Source organism: Actinomyces sp., assembly GCF_030530635.1.
Classification (GTDB): Bacteria; Actinomycetota; Actinomycetes; order Actinomycetales; family Actinomycetaceae; genus Actinomyces.
In genome coordinates this window covers 15,647-35,547 of record NZ_JAUMUL010000033.1, presented here as the reverse complement: position 1 = coordinate 35,547, position 19,901 = coordinate 15,647, and the positions used below count along the sequence as shown (strand labels likewise).

Below are 19,901 nucleotides of genomic sequence, written 5' to 3'. Positions count from 1 at the left end.
TGGCCGTCGACGTCGGCGTCGGCCATGATGACGATCTTGCCGTAGCGCAGCTTGGAGATGTCGAAGTCCTCGCCGATACCGGTGCCGAAAGCCGTGATCAGGGAGCGGATGGTGTCGGAGGACAGGGCCCGGTCCAACCGGGCCTTCTCCACGTTCAGGATCTTGCCGCGGATCGGCATGATCGCCTGGTGCTCGGGGTCACGCCCGCCGACGGCGGAGCCGCCGGCCGAGTCGCCTTCGACGATGAAGATCTCACACTCGGAGGCGTTGCGGGAGGAGCAGTCACGCAGCTTGCCCGGCATGGAGGCGGACTCCAGCACACCTTTGCGGCGGGTGGCCTCACGGGCCTTGCGGGCGGCCAGGCGGGCGGCGGCGGCCTGGGTGGCCTTGGTCAGCACCGCCTTGGCGTCGGCGGGGTGGGAGTCCAGCCAGTCGCCGAGCCGGGCGTATACGGTCTGCTGCACGAAAGTGCGGGCCTCGGTGTTGCCGAGCTTGGTCTTGGTCTGCCCCTCGAACTGCGGTTCGGTGAGTTTGACGGAGATGACGGCGGTCAGGCCCTCACGGATGTCGTCACCGGTGAGGTTGTCGTCCTTGTCCTTGATCAGGCCCTTCTCACGCCCGTACTTGTTGACCAGGGTGGTCAGCGCCGTGCGGAATCCCTCCTCGTGGGTGCCGCCCTCGGTGGTGTTGATGGTGTTGGCGTAGGTGTGGACGGACTCCGAGTAGGCGCCGGTCCACTGCATGGCGATCTCCAGACTGATGGCACGGCCCTCACCGAGGTCCTGCTCGGCCTCGAAGTCGATGATTTCAGGGTGGATCAACTCCACCTTCTTGGAGCGGTTGAGGAACTCGACGTAGTCGCGCAGGCCGTGCTCGTAGCGGTAGGTGACGGAGCGGTGACCCACCACCGGGTCATCGTCCGGGCCGAGCTCGTCGCCGGTGATCTCGTCCCCGGAGTCGGTCACGCCCTCGCGCTCATCGGTCAGGGTGATACGCAGGCCCTTGTTGAGGAAGGCCATCTGCTGGAAGCGACGGCGCAGGGTCTCGTAGTCGAAGACGGTGGTCTCGAAGATGGCCGGGTCCGGGTAGAAGGTCTGGGTGGTGCCGGTGGCGTCGGTCTCCTCGCCCCGGGTCAATGGGGTGAGCGGGCGACCGCCATCGCCGAAGCTCATGCGCCAAACGTGGCCCTGGCGGCGCACCTCGGTGTCCACACGGGTCGACAGGGCGTTGACCACGGAGATGCCGACCCCATGCAGGCCGCCGGAGACGGCGTAGCCGCCACCGCCGAATTTGCCGCCCGCATGCAGGATGGTCATGACCACTTCGACGGTGGGCTTGTGCTCGGTGGGGTGCTCGTCGACGGGGATGCCGCGGCCGTTGTCGGCCACGCGCAGGCCGCCGTCGGCCTGAATGGTGACTTCAATGTGGTCGCAGTAACCGGCCAGGGCCTCGTCCACGGCGTTGTCGACCACCTCGTAGACCAGGTGGTGCAGGCCCCGCTCACCGGTGGAGCCGATGTACATGCCGGGGCGCTTGCGCACCGCCTCCAGGCCCTCCAGGACGGTGATGTCACCGGCGTCGTAGCCGTGCTCGGTGCGGGTCACCTCCGGGGCATCCGGCTCAGCGGCGGCCGAGACGTCGGGATTACCGGTGCTGCTGCCGGCGGTCACAGGCTGATCCAGGTCAGACACGTATCAGTTGCTCCTCGTCATATGCGTCAGGCCCGCATTCCATCCGGTCACGCAGACGCCGGAATCCGGGCATGGGACCCGGCGCGTGTAGGTGGGTACCTTGCGCATGGCCCTGGACGCACCATGGGCTGTTACGTGCCGATTCTACCGTGCCCACGCACGGTTTCGGTCTTCGGAGCACCGATCGATACGTGGGCAAGGTCACCCGCGGTCGCGGCGTATCCGGGCCGCAGGACCCAGGAACTCCGCGATGACGCACGATAATGATACTCCTACTCATGTTAGGTTTGTCTTTACTCAACTGTAGAAGGGTTGGTTCATGTCCACCACCGCATCCGACCAGAGCACCGAACTCGCTCGCGCCGCCGCCAACCGGTCCCTCAGGCCCAGGGACCTGATCACGGTCGGGATTTTCACGGCCCTGTACTTCGTGATCGGCTTCGCCTTCGGCTTCGTCGGCGTGCTGGGACCTGTAGCCCATGCTGTCGGCATGATCGTCTCTGCCGCTGTCAACGGCATCGTCTTCTCCCTGTACTTCACCCGCATCCGCAAGCCCGGCATGGTTCTGCTCACCGGACTCATCGCCGCCCTGCTCATGGTGCTGACCGGTCACGCCTGGACCACCCTGGTGGCCGCCGCATTCTTCTCCGGGATAGCGGAACTGATCCTTGCCCGCGGCCGCTACCGCTCCGCCCGGGCCGCGATACTCGCCTATGCATTCTTCACACTGTGGGTGATCGGGCCGATCGTGCCCATGTACTACCAGCGCGACGCTTACCTGGCGGACATCGCCGATCAGATGGGTGATGCGTACGCCGCCGCCTGGGAGACCGTGTTCTCACCCGGTCCCTTCGCGGCGATTCTGGCGGTCATCTTTGTCAGTGCCTGCCTGGGCGGTCTCCTGGGGCAGAAGCTGCTGCACAAGCACTTCAAGCGCGCGGGCATCGCCTGAGATGCAGCTGCTCGCACAGTCCCCGGCAACGGGACGGCTGCGTGTTGATCCGCGCACCAAGCTGCTACTGGTATGCGTCATCAACGTGGCGGCACTGACCAGGGTGGATCTGACCGCCTCCTTGGTGGCCTTCATCTGCGCAGCACTGCTGCTGGCCACCGCCCGCAGCTGGCGGATGCTCGGCGCACTGGCGTTGCTGTTCGCCGTGTGTAGGACTACACGACTACTCGCCTCCGAGGTGTTCGACGACCCGGTCTGGCACACGCTGGGCGCGGTGGGATTCTTCCTCGGCAACTACCTGCCCGCAGTGGCCATCGGCGCGTATCTCGTTAGCACCACCACGCCGTCGGAACTGATCGAGGCGCTGCGACGTCTGCACGCGCCCGAGGCGCTGGTGATTCCCATGTCGGTAATGCTGCGGTTCTTCCCAACACTGGCTGAAGAGATGACCGCGGTGGTGCAGGCGGCCCGGCTGCGGCGTCTCCACTCGGGGCGTTGGGGGTTCCTGCGCGAGCCGGTCCGGGCCATCGAGCACATCATGGTGCCGCTGCTGGTCTCCTCGACTCGCATCGGCGATGAGCTGGCGGCCTCCGCACTGACACGAGGACTGGGCGGAAGCCGCAGGCGCACCTCCATCATTCAACTGGGTTTCGGTACAGGTGACCTACTCGGCCTGACCATGGCCGTAGTGATCATGGGCGTGTTCATCGGGAGGCTAGTCGAATGATCGACATCGATCGGGTTTCGTTCTCCTACGGCTCTTCGGATGCGGAGGCCGTAGATACCCCGGCAACGATGGTGCCCGGGTTGTTCGACGTCGATGCACACATCGGAGCCGGCGAGTGCGTACTGCTGTGCGGACCCAGCGGCTGCGGTAAGTCGACCCTGTTGAGGGCGATCAACGGATTGGTGCCGCATTTTCACCGGGGCTCCCTGACCGGCTCGGTGCGAGTGGACGATCTTGATGTCGCTACCGCACCACTGCACGTCACCGGCCGCAGGGTGGCCACCGTCTTCCAGAACCCCCGCACCCAGTTCTTCACCTCCCGTGTCCGCGATGAACTCGCCTTCGGACCGGAGAACTTTGGAGTCGCCCCGGATCTGATCCGCGAGCGCGTGCGTGAGGCGGCGCAACGTACCGGCATCGAGAGTCTGCTGCAGGCAGGTGTGTTCGGGTTGTCGGGCGGACAGAAACAACTGGTCGCCTGTGGAGCCGCCATAGCGGCTCAGCCGGCGGTGCACCTGTTCGACGAGCCGACCTCGAATCTGTCCGCACTCTCGGTGGAGCGCCTGCGCCGTATCCTGCTGGACCTGCGTTCCGCCGGTGCCACCATGGTGATAGCCGAGCATCGCCTGACCTACCTCAACGGCATCGTGGATCGGGCCCTCATGCTCGATCACGGCCGCGTGGTACGTCAGCTGACGGCCGCCGAACTGTGGGCCCTGGGGGAGGATGAGCGCAAACAACTGGGACTGCGCGCACTGCGCCCGATTCCCCAGACGCCTCCGGACCAGATCCTCCACACGCCGGCCACCGATCAGGTCGCCGCTCCGGGGGCGAATCCGAGCACGGGGCCCGATTCGAACGCGGAGAGGAGTCCCGACGGGCTCGTCCTGAAGGGGCTGCGCTTCTCCTACGGCTCTCACCGCGTGCTGGACATTGCCCACCTGCATCTGCCCCGGGGGCGGGTGACGGCACTGGTGGGCCCCAATGGCGCCGGCAAGTCGACCCTGACCCGGATTCTGGTTGGACTGCAGCGAGCCCACGGCACGATCCTCCTGGATGGCAGGCCGGTAAGGGCACGTGAGCGCACCGCACTGGGCTACATCGTCATGCAAGACGTACACCGTCAACTGTTCGGCTCCGATGTGCGCGAGGAGTTGACCCTCGGGACTGCGCAGGCCGCGCTCGACGGTGACCGCGTAGACCGAGTGCTGTCCGCACACAGCCTGTCAGACGTCGCCGAGCGCCACCCCATGTCCCTGTCAGGGGGGCAGAAGCAGCGACTCGTCGTGGCGGCCGCGGAGATGATCGACAAGGAGGTCTACGTATTCGACGAGCCCTCCTCCGGACTGGACTACCGGCATCTGCGCTCCACGGCACAGACGATTCGCCGACTGGCCGATGCGGACAAGGTGGTTGTGGTGGTGACCCACGACGAGGAACTACTGGCCGCCTGCGCCGACCGGACCATCGAGTTGACGCCACTGGAAGATTCGTTCGCGCCGAGGCTCCTATAGGAGGCGGGACGCGCCCTTCACCCGTAGGTGTCGCGCGGGCCGCGGCCGCCGCGGGCGGCGCCGAAGCGGCCGTGCCGCCAGGTGGGTCCGGCCGGTCCGAGGATGCGGATCTCGACGGCGCCGCCGTCCTCACCGAGTGCCTGTTCAACCTGTCGCTCAATCCCGGGCAGCAGCAGCCGCAGTTGCTGCGCCCAGGCGGTGGATGAGGCGCGCAGGGTCAGGCGGCCGGGTTCGAAGCGCTCGATGGTGGCGTGCTCGGCGATCTGCTCGCCGACGATCTCCCGCCAGCGCACGGATACCGATGCTATTGCCAGTTTGGAGGCCCAGCCGTGCCGTTCGGCGTAGCGGCGCAGATCCTGTTTGCCGGTGCGCGGGTCGAAGCGGGTGGGACCGGGCCGGTCGCGGCCCGGCGGCAGTCCGGGGCCGCGGTCCATATCAGCACTGGTGACGCCGTCCGTATCGGCGTCCAAGACCCCACGACCGCGGCGCCGGTCCCAGGCGGCCACGCCGTCGGCATCCGCCGCTTGCCGGTTCAGGGCGCGGCGGGTCTGCCCGGTATCCCAGGCGCGGCCGCGTTCCCGGGCCAGTGCCCGGGCCGCCAGCGCGTCGGCGGCCTCGACGTCGTCGGCGCCCGGGTCGGCACGGTCGTCAGTCACGGCGCACCTGAGATCCGGAATCGGTGTTGATCACATGGAAGCGGGCACCGGCCAGACTGGCGGGCACATCCGCGTCGACGGCGGCCGTGAGCAGTACCTGCTGGGCGTCGGCGGCGATTGTGGCCAGGGCACGCCGACGGGCCTCATCCAGGGAGGCGAAGACATCGTCGAGGATGAGCACCGGTTCACCATCACCCCCGTAGGCGTCAACGTCGTGCCGCAGCATCTCGTAAGAGGCCAACCGCAGCGCCAACGCCAAGGACCACTGCTCACCGTGGGAGGCGAAGCCCTTGGCGGGCAGGACGTCAAGGAACAGGCTCAGGTCGTCGCGATGGGCGCCCACCAGGTTGGCGCCCCGATCGATCTCGCGAGCGTGCAACGCCGCCATGGCCTCCTCCAAACGGACGGCGGTGGTCGAGGCATCGCACAGCGCCTCCTCCGCCGCCAGGGCGGCCGCCTGATCGCCGGGTTCCGGCTCTGGGGCACCCTCCTGAATCAGGAGGCTGGAGCGGTAGGCGATATGGGCCGCGGACCCGCCTCCACTGACCCGTCCGTAGCAGTCGGCCACCCAGGGGCGCAGACGTCGCACCACGTCTACGCGGGCGGCGGTCAGCCTGGCGGCGGCGGCGGCGAGTTGCGCGTCCCACACCTCCAAGGTGGACAGCATAGAGGCGGTGGAGGCGCGGGCGGCGCGAGCCGACTTCAACAGACTGGCGCGCTGGGCCAGGATCTTGTCGTGCTCGGCGCGCACACCCGCCACGGACGGCTTGAGCGAGACCGCCAGATCATCCAGGAAGCGTCGTCGCACACCCGGCTCGGCGCGCACCAGCGCCAAATCCTCCGGAGCGAAGACGACGGTGCGCACAATCCCAAGCAGATCACGCGGCCGCGCCGCACTCCGATTCAAACGCGCCCGGTTGGCGCGCCCGGCGATCAGTTCCAGCTCCACAACGCTGGGCCGCTCACCATGCACCGCCTTGGCGCGGATCACCGCACCGGCGGGCTGCGGTGCGCCCGGGGCGGCATGGCGCACCAGCGCCGCATCGGTGCCCACCCGGTGGCTGGACAGGGTGGACAGGTAGGCGACCGCCTCCACCAGATTTGTCTTGCCCTGCCCATTAGGCCCAATGAATGCGGTGGGCCCGGGGTCGAGCGCGAGCAGAAGTTCGTGGAAGGAGCGGAAGTCGTCCAGCGCGAAGTCGGAGATGTACATGTCCGCCTCAACCCCCTACAACGACCCACAACTGTGGACGCGAGCGGAGACGGCGATCGCCTCCTCGCCACGACGCCCGACGACGGACTGTATGGCTGGGAGCCGGAAGCATTCTGGGCCCGGGACGCCTCAGGCGCCGAAGCGGATCGGCATGATCAGGTAGCGGAAGGAGGTGTCCTCCTCGCCGTCGATGGCACTCATGCCGGTCAGCACCGCGGGCTTGGAGGGGTGAGTGAAATCGAAGCGCACATAGGGCTGATTAATGGCGCCCAGACCATCAAGCAGATAGCCGGGGTTGAAGGCGGTGGCGATGTCCTCACCGTCCAGGTGGGCGACCAGCTGCTCAGAGGCCTGCGCGTCATCACTCTGCCCGGCATCGAGCGCCAGGTTGCCCTCGGTGAAGGACATGTGGATGGGGGCGGCCCGGTCGGCGACCAGGCTGACGCGGCGCACGGCGCCCATGAGCTCCTCGCGGCCGACGGTTGCGTGAATCGTGGTCGATTCGGGGAACAGGCGCAGCACCGGCGGATAGTCGCCGTCGGTCAGCAGGCTGGTGGTGCGGCGCCCACCGGCCTCGAAGCCGATGAGACTGGAAGCAGCCGAATCGGGCTCGGTCAGCGCGATCGTCACATCTCCGGCGGAGGTCAGGGACTTGGCAACGTCCGACAGGGTGCGGGCCTTGAGCAGCGCCTGAGTCGCCAGTCCGGGGTCCTGCGGCTGCCAGGTAATCTCCCGCACCGCGAGCCGATAGCGGTCGGTGGCCATCAGTGTCAGGGCGGGACCGTTGACGTCGATCTGCACGCTGGTGAGCAGTGGCAGGGTCTCATCGCGGGAGGCGGCGATGGACACCTGGGAGACGGCCTGGGCCAAGTCATGGGCGTCGACGGTGCCGGCCACCCCGGGCATCTGCGGCAGGGCCGGGTAGTCGTCGGCGGCCATGGCCGCCAGGGTGAAGTAGGAGGCGCCGCAAGTGACGGTCACCTTCGTACCGTCGACCTCCAGGTCCACCGGCTTGGAGGGCAGGGCCTTGGCTATGTCCGCCAGCAACCGTCCGGAGACGAGTACGACGCCCTCCTCCTCGACATCGGCGGGGACCTCGCAATGGGCGGAGACTTCGTAGTCGAAGGAGGCCAGGACCAGGGCGGAGGAGGAGGCCTCCAGACGGACACCGGCCAGGACGGGCACCGGGGGGCGCGCCGGCACGGAGCGGGCGGTCCAAGTGACGGCGTCGGCGAGGACGTCGCGGTCGACCCTGAGCTTCATGTGGTGCCTCCTCGGCGGCCGGGTGCTTCCGGCGGATGCTTGGTGATGGACGGTTTGCCGTCGAGTGTAGACGCTCGGGGCCCGATGGCGCATCGCGGCGTCGTCTGGGATCGCAGGCCCAAGTGCGGGCGACGTGTGATGGCGGTGAATGACAAGTTGGGTAGGGGTGGTAGGTGGTGTGGATGTTGGGGATAACCGGTGTTTGCGGTGACGTCGGGCGCCGAGAGGTTGTGGAATTACAAATTCGTGGTTCCGTGGAGGATTGATGCGGCCGGTGGATTGTGTAGTTCGTTCGTGCGGCCGTCCCCAGGTGGTGGGCGCCCGGTTCACATCCTCACGCCGGGCTGTCCACGGCCGTTCCGCAGCCGTGTCCACAGCCCGTGATGATCTTCTGGTGCGAACCTTTGCACCCTGGTGCGCATCCCTTAGTCGCGCATCCGGGTGTAAAAGCTCGCGCCGGGGCACAAACTCGTGCCTCTAACTGCCTTCCGCGAAGGCAGGGCCGAAGGGAGGCGTCGACGCGTCAGGAGGCGGCTGAGGACTGGGCCGCCTGTTTGATACGGGCCGTCAGTTCGGCCACGTGGTTGTAGGTCTCGCGCCGCTCGGCCATCTGGGTGCGGATCTTCTTGTCTGCGCTCATGACGGTGGTGTGGTCGCGACCGCCGAACTCCCGGCCGATCTGGGGCAGAGACATGTCGGTGAGCTCTCGGCACAGGTACATGCCGATGTGGCGGGCGTGGACGATGGTGCGTGCCCGGTTGGCCGAGCACAGGTCGTCGATGCTGATGCCGAAGTAGTCGGCCGTCTGCGCCATGATGAGGGCGGAGGTGATCTCCTCACTGGCCGGGTCGGTGATGATGTCCTTGAGCACCAGTTCCGCCAGGGTCCGGTCAACCGGCTGCTTGGTCAGAGAGGCGAAGGCGGTCACCCGGATGAGGGCGCCTTCGAGTTCACGGATATTGGTGGTGACCCGGCTGGCGATGTACTCCAGCACGTCCGCGGGCATGTCCAGCCCCTCGGTACCGGCCTTACGGGACAGGATCGCGGTGCGGGTCTCGAAGTCCGGCGGTTGCACGTCGGCCAGCAGTCCCCATTCGAAGCGCGAGCGCAACCGCTCTTCGAAGCCGCCCAGGGCTTTGGGCGGCTGGTCGGAGGTGAGTACCACCTGCTTGTTGGCGGTGTGCAGGGCGTTGAAGGTGTGGAAGAACTCCTCCAGCGTCTGCTCCTTGCCCTGGAGGAATTGGATGTCGTCCACCAGGAGGATGTCGACTTCCCGATAGCGGCGCTTGAAGGCATCCATGCGCCCATCGGCGACCGAGGCGATGAAGTCGGAGACGAACTCCTCGCTGGAGACGTACTTGACCCGGATGGAGGGGTACAGGCGGCGGGCGTAATGACCAATGGCGTGCAGCAGGTGGGTCTTGCCCAGGCCCGAGCCGCCGTAGATGAACAGCGGGTTATAGGCCTTGGCGGGCGCCTCGGCCACTGCGATCGCGGAGGCGTGCGGCAGGCGGTTGGACGAGCCGGTGACATAGGTGTCGAAGGTGTACTTCGGGTTCAAGTCCGAATCGGTGATCGGCGGTTCCGCCGTTGGTGCGGGCGGGCCGGTCATGTAGCCGGGTGTGGGCGTGGCTGTGGTTCCAGCGGGCGGGGTCATGGCCGTGACCGCCGGCGCGGGCGTCTCGGGAATCGATTCGACGGCGGGGCGGGCCAGGTGGGTGACAGGGTTATCGGTCCGGTTGGCGAACGGGGGTGGGGAGGCCTCCAGAGACGTGTCGACAATCACCTCGAAGGGGATGTCGTAGCCGGCGGCGCGGCGCAGTGCCCCACCGATCAGTTCGCGTGAGTTGTCGACCACGCCCTTGGCGAATCCGGAACCGACGATCAACACGAGCGTGCCGTCTACATCGACGGCGTGGGTCGTGCGGATGATGGACAGTTTGCCTTGGCCGAGTTCGGCTGAGGCGGCAAGAATTTCGAGGGCCGAGCGCCACTGTGTCGTCGCTTCGTCGGCCACGGCTCACTCCTGATTGATTGATCACTGGTCGGATGGTTGGCATAAATGATGATCTGCCGGCCGGCTGGCAGTCGGCTGGACGGATGCGCTAGAAGAACCGTAGCCGATCCCGTGCGCACCGCGTGGCCTGTGGCTGACAGCTCGGGCAACTGGAGGTGGGCTCGAGACGAGGGTGCACCGGTGGTTGCCCACAGCTTTGTCCACAGCTGGGGAAGAGTATGTCATCGTAGTGGATGCGCTACCGCCATCCCCGGTGGGCGGTGCGACGACGGGCTTGACGTCGGGCGCGGGGAGGTGATTCGGTCCGGGTGCCGCTGGTGGCTGTGCACAGGATCGGTTGGCCGGAGTTCACAGGCTTGGGATGGGCGGGCGCACTGCCCGCCGTCGCCGTCGGCGGGGGGCGTGTTCGGGTTCTCATCATCAGGCCGCCGTTTTCGTTTGACCGCGGTGAAAGCGTGGCCCTATTGTGGTGCGGACGTTCGCGTGGAGTCACGTCCCGGACCATGGGGCAGCCAACGCGAGCGACCGTGCCGCGACTGGCGACGCACGGTTCCGATCATCGCACCAGGAGTACACCCGTGAGCAAGCGGACCTTCCAGCCCAACAACCGTCACCGCGCCAAGGTGCATGGTTTCCGTAAGCGTATGCGCACCCGTGCCGGCCGTGCCATCTTGGCTTCGCGCCGCCGCAAGGGCCGCGCCCGTCTCGCGGCCTGAGGTGCTTCCGGCGGCGCACCGGATGCTGCGGTCGGAGGATTTCTCGGCCGCGGTGAGGTCCGGTGCGCGCAGCGGCAGTCGCCGACTGGTGGTGCACTACTGCGCCGGGCCGAATCCCGTACTTGATCATGGCCTCGACTCGCCTCCTACGGTGGACGCGACCGGGGCCGTGGGCGTGTCTGGGGATGCACCCACGAGGGTCGGGATTGTGGTCTCGAAGAAGCAGATCCCCCGCGCCACTCACCGCAATCGGATCAAGCGGCGTGTGCGTGCGCTCATGCGTGCCCGCCTGGGAGATTTGGAGCCGGGAGCGCGGATAGTGGTGCGCCCACTGGCCGCGGCCGACGGCGCCACCAGCGCGGAGCTGGCCGCCGACCTGGACCGGTTGTTGAGGCGCAGTCGTGAATTGGCCCACTCCGGACGGCGCCGATGACTGCATCCCTTCAGACTCGTGAACTCTCCGCAGCAGCCCGCGCCACACTGTTCCTGGTGGAGCTGTATCAACGTTGGATCTCTCCGGCGCTGCCGCGCCGCTGCCGGTACTACCCGACCTGTTCGGCCTACGCCGTCGAAGCGCTCAGGACGCACGGTGCGTTCAAGGGCATGCTGCTGGCGATATGGCGGTTGCTGCGCTGCAACCCCTTGGCCCGCGGCGGTGTGGATCATGTTCCTGACTCCGGGGCGTGGCGTTACCGCCTACCGCCCGACGTCCCGCGCTTCGCGGCAGACCCCGACGCCAAGCCCGATGACGGGCCCGAACCGCGTCAGGCGCCACAGGCGCTGTGACCGCAGTAACCGTCCAGATCTCAGATTTAGCTGATTTAAGAGTACAAGGAGTGCAATGGACACGATCCTGTGGCCCCTGATGGTCGCGGTCGCCTGGGTCATGGTCAGCATCCATCGATTCCTCGTCTTCATCGGATTCTCCGGTGGACCGGGCGTCGCCTGGGTCATCTCAATCGTCGGCCTGACCATGTTCGTGCGGCTGCTGATCATGCCGCTGTTCGTCAAGCAGATCCGCGCCTCCCGCGGAATGCAGCTGATGCAGCCCGAGTTGCAGGCGCTGCAGAACAAGTACAAGGGCAAGAAGGACCCGGTCTCCCAACAGCGCCAGCAGGAGGAGATGATGGCGCTGTACCGCAAGCACAACACCAACCCCTTCGCCTCCTGCCTGCCTATCCTGTTCCAGATGCCGGTGTTCTTCGCGCTGTTCCGGGTCCTGGCGAACCTGGAGGCGGTGGCCACCGGCGCCTACGCCGGCCACGATTCCATCGGCCCGTTGACGGCCGAGCTGGCCGAGCAGGTGCAGGCCTCCACGGTGTTCGGAGCCCCGCTGTCAGCCTCCTTCATGAACTCCAGTGACGTGACGGTCAAGGCAGTGACCGTGGTGATGATCGCCCTGATGTGCATCACCCAGTGGTACACGATGGCGCAGCTGAGCATGAAGAACATGCCGGAGTCGGCCAAGAGCGCCGACAACCCGGCCATGCGCACTCAACGCATGATGATGGTGGTCATGCCGCTGATCTTCGCCTTCACCGGTGTGCAGTTCCAGATCGGTGTACTGGTGTACTGGGTCACCACCAACCTGTGGACGATGGGTCAGCAGTTCTTCACCATCCGTAAGATGCCGGCGCCCGGTTCGGAGGCGGAGAAGAAGATGCGCTCGCGTGAGAATGCACGACGCGCCCGCAAGGGGATGCCCTCACTGGAGGAGGAGGAGCGTGCCAAGGCGGAGGCCGAGGGCACTGCCACCTCGGGGCAGCGGACTCAGCCGGTGCGCAAGGACCGGCAGAAGAAGCGCTCGCAAAGCACTCCTGCCAAGGCGGGCGCGGACCATACCGTCTCCGAGGATGCCGAGTCCGACGTCAATGAGGCCGGCGAGCGGACCAACGCCGTCGGGCTCACTCAGGAGGAGATCGCGCGACGGCGCTACGAGCGACGCGCCCGCGCCCGCAAGCAGGCCGCCGCCAAGCGCAAGGGCCAGGCCGGTAAGAACAAGAAGAACAACAAGCGCAAGCCCCGCTGAGTTCGGCCCCCGCCGAACCCGGCTCACCGACGAGCGAAGAAGACAGCCATCATGAGCAATCACGCAACACCAAACCTCAAGCATCAGACACTTTCGGTCAAGGACCTCGAGGAGGAGGGCGAGGTCGGCGCGGACTATCTTGAAGAGTTCCTGGACATCGTCGACCTCGGCGGCGACATCGACATTGATGTGGACCACGGCCGGGCGTCGGTAGCGATTATCGCCTCGGAGGAGGGCGACGAGCGGGAGCTTGCGGATCTAGTCGGACGGGACGGCGAGGTCTTGGAGGCCATGCAGGAACTCACCCGGCTGGCGGTGCATGCGCGCACCGGTAACCGCTCCCGGCTGATGCTCGACATCAACGGCTATCGTGCCAGGCGTCGCGTAGAGCTGACGAAGATCGCCGAGGAGGCGGTCACCAAGGTAAAGGCCACTGGTGAGCCGGTGGCGCTGGAGCCCATGAATCCCTTCGAACGGAAGGTCTGTCACGACGTGGTCGCCGCGGCGGATCTGTTTTCCGAGTCCGAGGGCACCGAGCCGCACCGGCATGTGGTGGTCATGCTGCCCGACGACGGCGACGAGACGCACGATCCGGCTGGGGGCGACGAGACGCCAACGGGCACCGGGGTGCTCGACGACGCCGAGCCGGCGGCCGACGACGATCAGGAGTAGGAAGATGTCCGATTCCGACGGTCCTGTCGTGGTCCCGGATGCCGCGGCGCAGGTGGAACGTCCTACTGCGGAGATGCGTTCCATGTTCGGCCCCGCCTTCGCCGCAGCCGAGCATTTCGCGCAGATGCTTGCCGAGCAGGGTGAATTGCGCGGACTCCTGGGTCCTCGGGAGCTGCCGCGGCTGTGGACCCGTCACATCATCAACTCCGCCGCGGTGGTTCCGTTCCTACCCGATCGCGGGAAGGTTGCGGATATCGGTTCCGGTGCCGGCTTCCCCGGAATAGTGGTTGCCCTGCTGCGGCCGGACCTTGATGTAGTGCTGGTTGAGTCGATGGTGCGCCGCACGCAGTGGCTTGACGACGTCGTCACTGAACTGGATCTGGACAATGTGACCGTGATGCGGGCGCGGGCCGAGGAGGTGAGGGCGCGCTATGATGCGGTCACCGCTCGGGCTGTGGCGAATCTCACAAAGCTGATTAGGATCGCATCTCCGCTGTTGCGTCCGGGTGGATGTCTGCTGGCGCTCAAGGGAGCCCGCGCCGAGGCTGAGGTCGCGGACGCGAAGTACGTGATCAAACGGGCGCGGCTCGAGCCGGCCATCGTCCATGAGGTGGTCACCTCCGGTGAGGAGCTGACCAAGGTCGTCCAGATCCGGAGACCGGCCAGGCGCTGACCGTTCGACCGCTGCCTCTCACGTAGACTGAAACGACGAAAGGCGTGCGCCGCCGGGATGTCGCCCTAGGAGAAGCAGATTGTCAGGATCGTCCATCTTCGATCAGCTCAGCGCTGACCGCTCAACCCTGGATGAGGTCGCCGGGGGCGTTTTTCCTCGACCCGAACACACCAGAATCATCGCCGTCGCCAATCAGAAGGGCGGCGTCGGTAAGACCTCCACGGTCGTCAATGTGGCGGCGGCGCTGGCTGAGGGCGGCATGCACGTCCTGGTGGTCGACGCCGACTCCCAGGGAAATGCCTCGACTGCGCTCGGCGTTGAGCACGGCGAGGAGCAGCCCTCCATTTACGACGTGCTGGTTGAGGGAGCCCGCATCCAGGATGTCGTGGTGCACACGCGCTTCGCCGAGACGCTGTGGTGCGTCCCCTCCACAATCGACGTAGCAGCCGTGGAGATTGAGCTCATTAACTCCTCCCAACGGGAATCGCGTCTGCGCCTGGCCCTGGAGGAGTTCCTGCGCGAGCGAGATGCCCAGGGCGTGCCCCGTATGGACTACGTGCTCATCGACTGTCCGCCGAGCCTGGGCATTATGACGATCAATGCCTTCGTGGCCTCAGGGGAGGTACTCATTCCCATGCAGGCCGAGTACTACGCATTGGAGGGTCTGGCTCTGCTCACGCGTTCGGTGGATCGGATAGCCCAGATCCACAACCCGAATCTGACCGTCTCCATGATTGCCCTGACCATGTTTGACAAGCGCACAACGCTTGCCAAGGAGGTGGAGGACGAGGTGCGCACTTACTTCCCGGCGGCGGCATTGAGTACACGCATCCCCCGTTCGGTTCGGGTGGCGGAGGCGCCGTCCTTCGGTTCTCCGGTTGTGTTCTGGGATCCCCGGTCGAGTGGTGCTGTTGCCTACAAGAAGCTTGCGCTTGAGATCGCGGGCCGCGGGGTGGATTCCGTCCACGGCCCGCAGGACGAATCCACTAAGGAGTGACGATGGCACAGAAGAAGCGCGGTCTGGGGCGCGGACTGCAGGCGCTCATTCCCGAGGCACAGTCGGAGAATCCGACTCGGCGCCCCTCGGACGTCTTCTTCCCCGCGGGCAGTGGCGATGCGGCTGCCGATGCCGCCTCTGATATGGCTGCTGCACGCCACGCGGATGACATTGCTGCCACGCTGCTTGCTCCGTCCAAACGATCCCGACGCAACTCGCGCTCCGCCGACACGGACCGGTCTCCCGCGAGGCAGCCGGGTACGGCGGGCGAAGTATCCGCATCGCCGGTGCATGCGGGCGCGGGAACGCCGGCGGGCGATGTTTCACGTGAAACATCGCCCGCGGAGGAGGCTGACGGCGCCGCAACGGAAGTCGAACTGGTACCGGTTCCGGGCGCAACCTTTGCTGAGTTGGCGGTGGGGTCGATTGTGCCCAACCGGCGTCAACCGCGTCAGGTTTTCGACGAGGACGACATTACCGAGCTGGCGACCTCAATTAAGGAGGTCGGCCTGCTTCAGCCGATTGTGGTCCGTCGTATTGAGGACGCCGAGACTCCGAACCAGGACGAAGGTGTTGCAGAGCCGCCAGGAGATGCGGACTCGGATGACGGTGTTGCAGATACGTCGGCCGGCGCCGACGAGGCGGCGTTGTACGAACTGGTAATGGGTGAGCGGCGCCTGCGCGCGGCCAAGGAGGCGGGTCTGGAGACCATACCGGCGGTGGTGCGCTATACCGCTGACGAGTCCTTGCTGCGTGACGCCCTGCTGGAGAACCTGCACCGTGTGCAGCTGAATCCGCTTGAAGAGGCGGCGGCCTATCAGCAGTTGTTGGAGGACTTCGATTGCACCCAGGCCGAGCTGTCCGCGAAGATCGCCCGGTCTCGCTCGCAGATCTCCAACACGCTGCGGTTGATGAAACTGCCTCCGTTGGTGCAACGGCGTGTGGCGGCTGAGGTGCTGTCCGCCGGACATGCCCGCGCTCTGCTAGGGCTGCCCGACGCCGCGGCGATGGAGCGCGTGGCGCAACGCATCGTAGCGGAGGGCCTGTCGGTACGGGCCACCGAGGAGATTGTGGCAATGTACGGCGAGGCGCCGGACGTGGTCCCGGTTCAGGCCACTACGCGTTCACGAAACACTCCTCTGCCGGCACTCTCCACCCGCTTGTCGGATACCTTTGATACTCGGGTGCGGGTTACGCGGGGCGCCAAGAAGGGACGTATCACCATTGAGTTCGCCGGTGATGAGGATCTGGCGCGCATTGTCGAGGCACTGGCGCCGGGAACGTCGCTGGATGAGGGATGAGTTCGGCATTCGGGCCGTGTAAACCGGAGGCCGGGATGTTTCACGTGAAACATCCCGGCCCCGGGCACCTGCTTCAGCCGCGTACCACTAATTCAGATCCCGCTACGGCACGCGGAGTGCGCCTCGGCTAAGGAACATTGTGTGGTTGCGGCCGCACAGCGGGATGACGGACCAGCTGGTCGTAGAGTCCAGCCAGGTCTCCATCGGCATTCGCGGCCATTGGGAGCAAAGACACCTCGGTCATACCGGGGACCACATTGACGTCGATGAACCAGGGTGTGGCTTCGGCGTCTAGAATGATGTCGGTGCGCGAGAGGTTACCCAGACCGAGCGTGCTGTGGACGGTGACGGCCATGTCCTGCACCAAGTGCAGAAGGTCGTCCTCCAGGCGCGCCGGAACGAAGTACTCGGAGCGTCCCGGGTTGTAGCGGGCATCGAAGTCGTAGCGGCCCTGTGAAACAACCTCCACCGGCGGCAGCGCGCGTGGGCCGTCACCGGTGTCGACTACGGACACCGCGAGTTCGGTTCCCTCGACGTAGTTCTCGATCAGGGCGCGCTCATCGTAGGCGAAGCAGGACACCATGGCGGTGCGCAACTCATCCGCGTTGGAAGCGTAGGAGACTCCCAGTCCGGATCCGCCCTGATTCGGTTTGACCACTACCGGCAATCCGAGGTGGCCGGCGACGACACCGAGCACATCCTGTGCGCCGAGCTGGCTGAAGTACGCCTTCGGCAGCGTCACCGAGTCCGGTGTGCGGACTCCGGCCGCACGCACCGAGGCCTTGGCGGTGGGTTTGAAGGATGCGCGTTGACAACCGTCGGAATGCGTACCCACATAGGGCAGTCCGAGGGCGATGAGCACATTCTGTAGACCGCCGTCCTCCCCGTGGCCTCCGTGTACCAGAGGCCAGACGACGTCGGGACTGAAGGCTCGGAGTGAAGGGATCGTGCGGGCGTCTACATCGAGGACGACTACGGTGTGCCCGAGGTGCTTGAGTATGTTCATGACCCGGTGTCCGGAGCGCAGCGAGACATCGCGTTCGTGGCTGAGTCCGCCTGCGATTACGGCGATGCGCAAGGGTGCGCCGGGCTTGGCTTCAGGGGTGTCGGACATGGCGGCTCCTTAATGGTTCGACTCGGTGCGGGACATGATTCATACCTGATCCGGTGATGGGGCTGAGACGCCGCCGGACGGGCGCTGTTTAGCAGGGCCGAAGAGGTCGATCAGGTCAAGGTCGTGTTTGACGACCTCCGATAGCCGCCGGACGCCTTCGCGGATGTCAACCGGTTCCGGGTAACAGAAGGACAGGCGCATATGGTCGCGCCCGGCCCGGCCGCCGGCGTAGAAGGCGGTACCGGAGACATAGGCGACCAGGTTGGTCACGGCTCGCGGCAGCATCTCCTTGGCGTCGAGTCCCTTGGGCAGACCCACCCAGACGTAGAAACCGCCTTCGGGAACGTTCCACGTGCACATAGGCATGTGCTCCGCAAGGGCCTCTACCATGGCGTCCCGCCGCCTGCGGTACATGGTGCGGAAGTCCTGAATCTGGCCGCGCCAGTCGAAGTTGTCCAGGTAGGTGGAGATGGAGAACTGGCCCACCGAGCTCGGGCACAGAATCGCGGCCTCTGATGCGAGCTTCATCTTCTCACGCACGGCCGATGGTGCCACGGCCCAGCCCACGCGGTACCCCGGGGCGAAGATCTTGGAGAAGGAGCCCAGGTATACGACGTCGTCGGGCGCCAGAGTCTTCAAGGCGGTGTGCGTACGGCCCTGGAAGTCGAGTAGGCCGTAGGGATTGTCCTCAATGATGAGCACGTGGTGTCGGCGACAAATCTCGATTACCTGGGGGCGGCGCTCCTCCGACAGAGTGACTCCGGCGGGGTTGTGGAAGTTGGGCAGGCAGTAGAAGAACTTGACTCGGTGTCCCTGGCGCTCGAGCTCAGCTATGGTCTGCTCCAGCATCTCAGGAATGACGCCGTCGGCGTCGATGGGAGCCTGTTGGATGTCCGCCTGGTAGGTGGAGAAGATAGACAGTGAGCCGACATAGGTGGGCGCCTCGGTGAGAATGACGTCCCCGGGATCAATGAAAAGCTCGGTGACGATGTCGACCGCCTGCTGGGAACCGGTGGTGATGACGACGTCTTCGGGGTAGGCGTCGATTCCCTCTAAGGCCATGACTTCGGGAATCTGCTCGCGCAGCCGCGGAAGGCCCTGGCCGTTGCCATACTGGAGTGCACGACCGCCGTCCTTCCGGATCATGCGGGCCGTGGCCTCGGCGAGTTCGTCCAAGGGCAGGTCCTTGAGGTTGGGCATGCCGCCGGCGAGCGATACCACTTCAGGCCGGGATGCGACGGCGAACAGGGAGCGGGTCTCGGACTCGCGTAGTCCATACGCACGAGTAGCGTAGGAGTCGAGCCAGGGATCCAGCCGGTTGCCTCGTTGTGGGTTGCTCTCATTCACGTGGTCATCCCTCCCGGCGGGTGTTGTGTCTCTGGGACCAGTTTGCCACGATCAGGGTATTCGGTGATGTTTCACGTGAAACATCACGCTGTGGAGCGCAGACGTTAACCGGACACGGTAGCGTCGTTGTACTCGGGGGTGTCAAGACTAAGCGGGGGTCAACGACTCTTTGGATGTTTCACGTGAAACATCCACATGCACGTCGATGGAAGGTCTGCTGATACCCGAGACGGCTCGGAGCCGAGTTCATCGGCGCGCCGGACGCACTCGTCCCTGGTTAACAGTTTCACGTGAAACATTGCCGGATCTGACTGAGGCCACTTGCGTATGTTCCAGTGTGCGGGTTCAAGACACGCGGAATGGATGTGGGAGGACTGCCGCTGCCACCGGGGAGGTGCGCGTGCGCCCGATCACTGGATGGGTTCGCCGTAGGGTTCGCGTCGGTTTGTCAGGCCCTGTTGATGATCGGCGGGCTCATTTCTCGGTGAGCCACGGGACGGCTGAGATCGCGCGGGTCGGCACACGATAGTCGCCGCTCAAGGGTCGCTGATCACGTTGGGTTTCCAGTACCCCGTTCCGCTGTGGCCGTGCTCGCCCCCGCCTGCGCTGAGGCAGCGGGATGCATGTATCGACGTCTGGATGCTGGTCCCAGCCCGGCGCTGAAGGCGTGTAGTGGTGGAGGCGACTGTTGGCTACGTCAGAACGCACGTCTGAGGGCGGAGTGTTTCACGTGAAACACTCACTCCGTTACGCCCCTACCAGCAATCACTCTTTCGGGTTCAGCGTTCGAAATCAACCTTCTGGGCAACGACTGGCATCGCGCAGACGTCTACGGTGTGGGCTCCGATTCAGGTCGACTACCCTGTTCGGTGCATGTGCAGGGAGCGGAGGTGCGCTCAGGTAACGGCGGCGTCCGTAGCCCCGCAGCTTATCGGGTGCCGCCCTACGGACTTGTCGGGTGAGAGTTCCGAGGATGAATCGGAGGTGCGCCTGAACGATTGTGAGTTCAGGTCATCCCT

18 protein-coding genes are annotated in these 19,901 nt (G+C 65.7%); 11 read left to right on the top strand and 7 right to left on the bottom strand.

Going from position 1 to position 19,901, the window contains the following annotated elements; all coding sequences use genetic code 11:
* Positions 1 to 1,604 (bottom strand): DNA gyrase subunit B (locus Q4A20_RS08905; protein WP_303122381.1); only part of this gene is annotated, 1,604 nt, incomplete at its 3' end.
* A gap of 406 nt (positions 1,605 to 2,010) precedes the next feature.
* Here Q4A20_RS08905 and Q4A20_RS08900 point away from each other — a divergent pair.
* Genes Q4A20_RS08900 through Q4A20_RS08890 form a run of 3 tightly spaced genes read left to right on the top strand, consistent with a single transcriptional unit; the run spans position 2,011 to position 4,884 of the window.
* Positions 2,011 to 2,643 (top strand): MptD family putative ECF transporter S component, encoded by a 633-nt coding sequence (locus tag Q4A20_RS08900; RefSeq protein WP_303122379.1) that lies wholly within the window; start codon positions 2,011 to 2,013, stop codon positions 2,641 to 2,643.
* A gap of 1 nt (position 2,644) precedes the next feature.
* Positions 2,645 to 3,370 carry an energy-coupling factor transporter transmembrane component T gene (locus Q4A20_RS08895; RefSeq protein ID WP_303122378.1) on the top strand — a complete coding sequence of 242 codons (726 nt, stop codon included), beginning with the start codon at positions 2,645 to 2,647 and terminating at the stop codon, positions 3,368 to 3,370.
* Complete coding sequence (locus Q4A20_RS08890) at positions 3,367 to 4,884, top strand: ABC transporter ATP-binding protein (RefSeq protein ID WP_303122377.1); 1,518 nt, start codon at positions 3,367 to 3,369, stop codon at positions 4,882 to 4,884. Before Q4A20_RS08895 ends, Q4A20_RS08890 begins: the two co-directional genes overlap by 4 nt.
* Positions 4,885 to 4,901: 17 nt before the next feature.
* Here Q4A20_RS08890 and Q4A20_RS08885 read toward each other — a convergent pair whose 3' ends face one another.
* The 4 genes from Q4A20_RS08885 to dnaA all read right to left on the bottom strand — a co-directional run bounded on the left by Q4A20_RS08885 (position 4,902) and on the right by dnaA (position 10,033).
* Positions 4,902 to 5,540, bottom strand: coding sequence for a DUF721 domain-containing protein (locus Q4A20_RS08885; RefSeq protein WP_303122376.1), 639 nt, complete (start codon positions 5,538 to 5,540; stop codon positions 4,902 to 4,904).
* Complete coding sequence (gene recF / locus Q4A20_RS08880) at positions 5,533 to 6,753, bottom strand: DNA replication/repair protein RecF (RefSeq protein ID WP_303122375.1); 1,221 nt, start codon at positions 6,751 to 6,753, stop codon at positions 5,533 to 5,535. Before recF ends, Q4A20_RS08885 begins: the two co-directional genes overlap by 8 nt.
* 129 nt (positions 6,754 to 6,882) lie before the next feature.
* Positions 6,883 to 8,016: a DNA polymerase III subunit beta gene (gene dnaN, locus Q4A20_RS08875; RefSeq protein ID WP_303122374.1), complete on the bottom strand. Its 1,134-nt coding sequence runs from the start codon at positions 8,014 to 8,016 to the stop codon at positions 6,883 to 6,885.
* A 523-nt stretch (positions 8,017 to 8,539) separates the two neighbouring features.
* Positions 8,540 to 10,033 (bottom strand): chromosomal replication initiator protein DnaA, encoded by a 1,494-nt coding sequence (gene dnaA, locus Q4A20_RS08870; protein ID WP_303122373.1) that lies wholly within the window; start codon positions 10,031 to 10,033, stop codon positions 8,540 to 8,542.
* 578 nt (positions 10,034 to 10,611) lie between these two features.
* Here dnaA and rpmH point away from each other — a divergent pair.
* The 8 genes from rpmH (at position 10,612) to Q4A20_RS08830 (ending at position 16,421) form a co-directional block, all read left to right on the top strand.
* A complete protein-coding gene (gene rpmH / locus Q4A20_RS08865; protein WP_303122372.1) occupies positions 10,612 to 10,749 on the top strand; it encodes a 50S ribosomal protein L34 in 138 nt (45 codons plus the stop codon).
* Positions 10,688 to 11,182: a ribonuclease P protein component gene (gene rnpA, locus Q4A20_RS08860; RefSeq protein WP_368502463.1), complete on the top strand. Its 495-nt coding sequence runs from the start codon at positions 10,688 to 10,690 to the stop codon at positions 11,180 to 11,182. Before rpmH ends, rnpA begins: the two co-directional genes overlap by 62 nt.
* Complete coding sequence (gene yidD, locus Q4A20_RS08855) at positions 11,179 to 11,535, top strand: membrane protein insertion efficiency factor YidD (RefSeq protein WP_303122370.1); 357 nt, start codon at positions 11,179 to 11,181, stop codon at positions 11,533 to 11,535. The genes rnpA and yidD overlap by 4 nt, the downstream gene beginning before the upstream one ends.
* Positions 11,536 to 11,590: 55 nt before the next feature.
* Entirely contained in the window at positions 11,591 to 12,778 is a 1,188-nt protein-coding gene (gene yidC / locus Q4A20_RS08850) for a membrane protein insertase YidC (protein WP_303122369.1), read from the top strand.
* A 51-nt stretch (positions 12,779 to 12,829) separates the two neighbouring features.
* Complete coding sequence (locus Q4A20_RS08845) at positions 12,830 to 13,450, top strand: R3H domain-containing nucleic acid-binding protein (RefSeq protein ID WP_303122368.1); 621 nt, start codon at positions 12,830 to 12,832, stop codon at positions 13,448 to 13,450.
* 4 nt (positions 13,451 to 13,454) lie between these two features.
* Positions 13,455 to 14,123 carry a 16S rRNA (guanine(527)-N(7))-methyltransferase RsmG gene (rsmG, locus tag Q4A20_RS08840; protein ID WP_303122367.1) on the top strand — a complete coding sequence of 223 codons (669 nt, stop codon included), beginning with the start codon at positions 13,455 to 13,457 and terminating at the stop codon, positions 14,121 to 14,123.
* 79 nt (positions 14,124 to 14,202) lie between these two features.
* Positions 14,203 to 15,120, top strand: coding sequence for a ParA family protein (locus Q4A20_RS08835; protein WP_303122366.1), 918 nt, complete (start codon positions 14,203 to 14,205; stop codon positions 15,118 to 15,120).
* Positions 15,121 to 15,122: 2 nt separating this feature from the next.
* Positions 15,123 to 16,421 carry a ParB/RepB/Spo0J family partition protein gene (locus tag Q4A20_RS08830; protein WP_303122365.1) on the top strand — a complete coding sequence of 433 codons (1,299 nt, stop codon included), beginning with the start codon at positions 15,123 to 15,125 and terminating at the stop codon, positions 16,419 to 16,421.
* Between the two features lie 127 nt (positions 16,422 to 16,548).
* On the opposite strand, the gene Q4A20_RS08825 is transcribed toward Q4A20_RS08830, so the two are convergent.
* Positions 16,549 to 17,535, bottom strand: coding sequence for an ATP-grasp domain-containing protein (locus Q4A20_RS08825; protein ID WP_303122364.1), 987 nt, complete (start codon positions 17,533 to 17,535; stop codon positions 16,549 to 16,551).
* A 39-nt stretch (positions 17,536 to 17,574) separates the two neighbouring features.
* Complete coding sequence (locus tag Q4A20_RS08820) at positions 17,575 to 18,882, bottom strand: PLP-dependent aminotransferase family protein (protein WP_303122363.1); 1,308 nt, start codon at positions 18,880 to 18,882, stop codon at positions 17,575 to 17,577.
* Between the last annotated feature and the right edge of the window lie 1,019 nt (positions 18,883 to 19,901).

Bases quoted from the DNA above. Each gene is read 5' to 3' on its own strand.
- Q4A20_RS08900 (WP_303122379.1), top strand. From the start codon at position 2,011: ATGTCCACCACCGCATCCGACCAGAGCACCGAACTCGCTCGCGCCGCC.
- Q4A20_RS08895 (WP_303122378.1), top strand. From the start codon at position 2,645: ATGCAGCTGCTCGCACAGTCCCCGGCAACGGGACGGCTGCGTGTTGAT.
- Q4A20_RS08890 (WP_303122377.1), top strand. From the start codon at position 3,367: ATGATCGACATCGATCGGGTTTCGTTCTCCTACGGCTCTTCGGATGCG.
- recF (WP_303122375.1), bottom strand. From the start codon at position 6,753: ATGTACATCTCCGACTTCGCGCTGGACGACTTCCGCTCCTTCCACGAA.
- dnaN (WP_303122374.1), bottom strand. From the start codon at position 8,016: ATGAAGCTCAGGGTCGACCGCGACGTCCTCGCCGACGCCGTCACTTGG.
- yidD (WP_303122370.1), top strand. From the start codon at position 11,179: ATGACTGCATCCCTTCAGACTCGTGAACTCTCCGCAGCAGCCCGCGCC.
- yidC (WP_303122369.1), top strand. From the start codon at position 11,591: ATGGACACGATCCTGTGGCCCCTGATGGTCGCGGTCGCCTGGGTCATG.
- Q4A20_RS08845 (WP_303122368.1), top strand. From the start codon at position 12,830: ATGAGCAATCACGCAACACCAAACCTCAAGCATCAGACACTTTCGGTC.
- rsmG (WP_303122367.1), top strand. From the start codon at position 13,455: ATGTCCGATTCCGACGGTCCTGTCGTGGTCCCGGATGCCGCGGCGCAG.
- Q4A20_RS08830 (WP_303122365.1), top strand. From the start codon at position 15,123: ATGGCACAGAAGAAGCGCGGTCTGGGGCGCGGACTGCAGGCGCTCATT.
- Q4A20_RS08825 (WP_303122364.1), bottom strand. From the start codon at position 17,535: ATGTCCGACACCCCTGAAGCCAAGCCCGGCGCACCCTTGCGCATCGCC.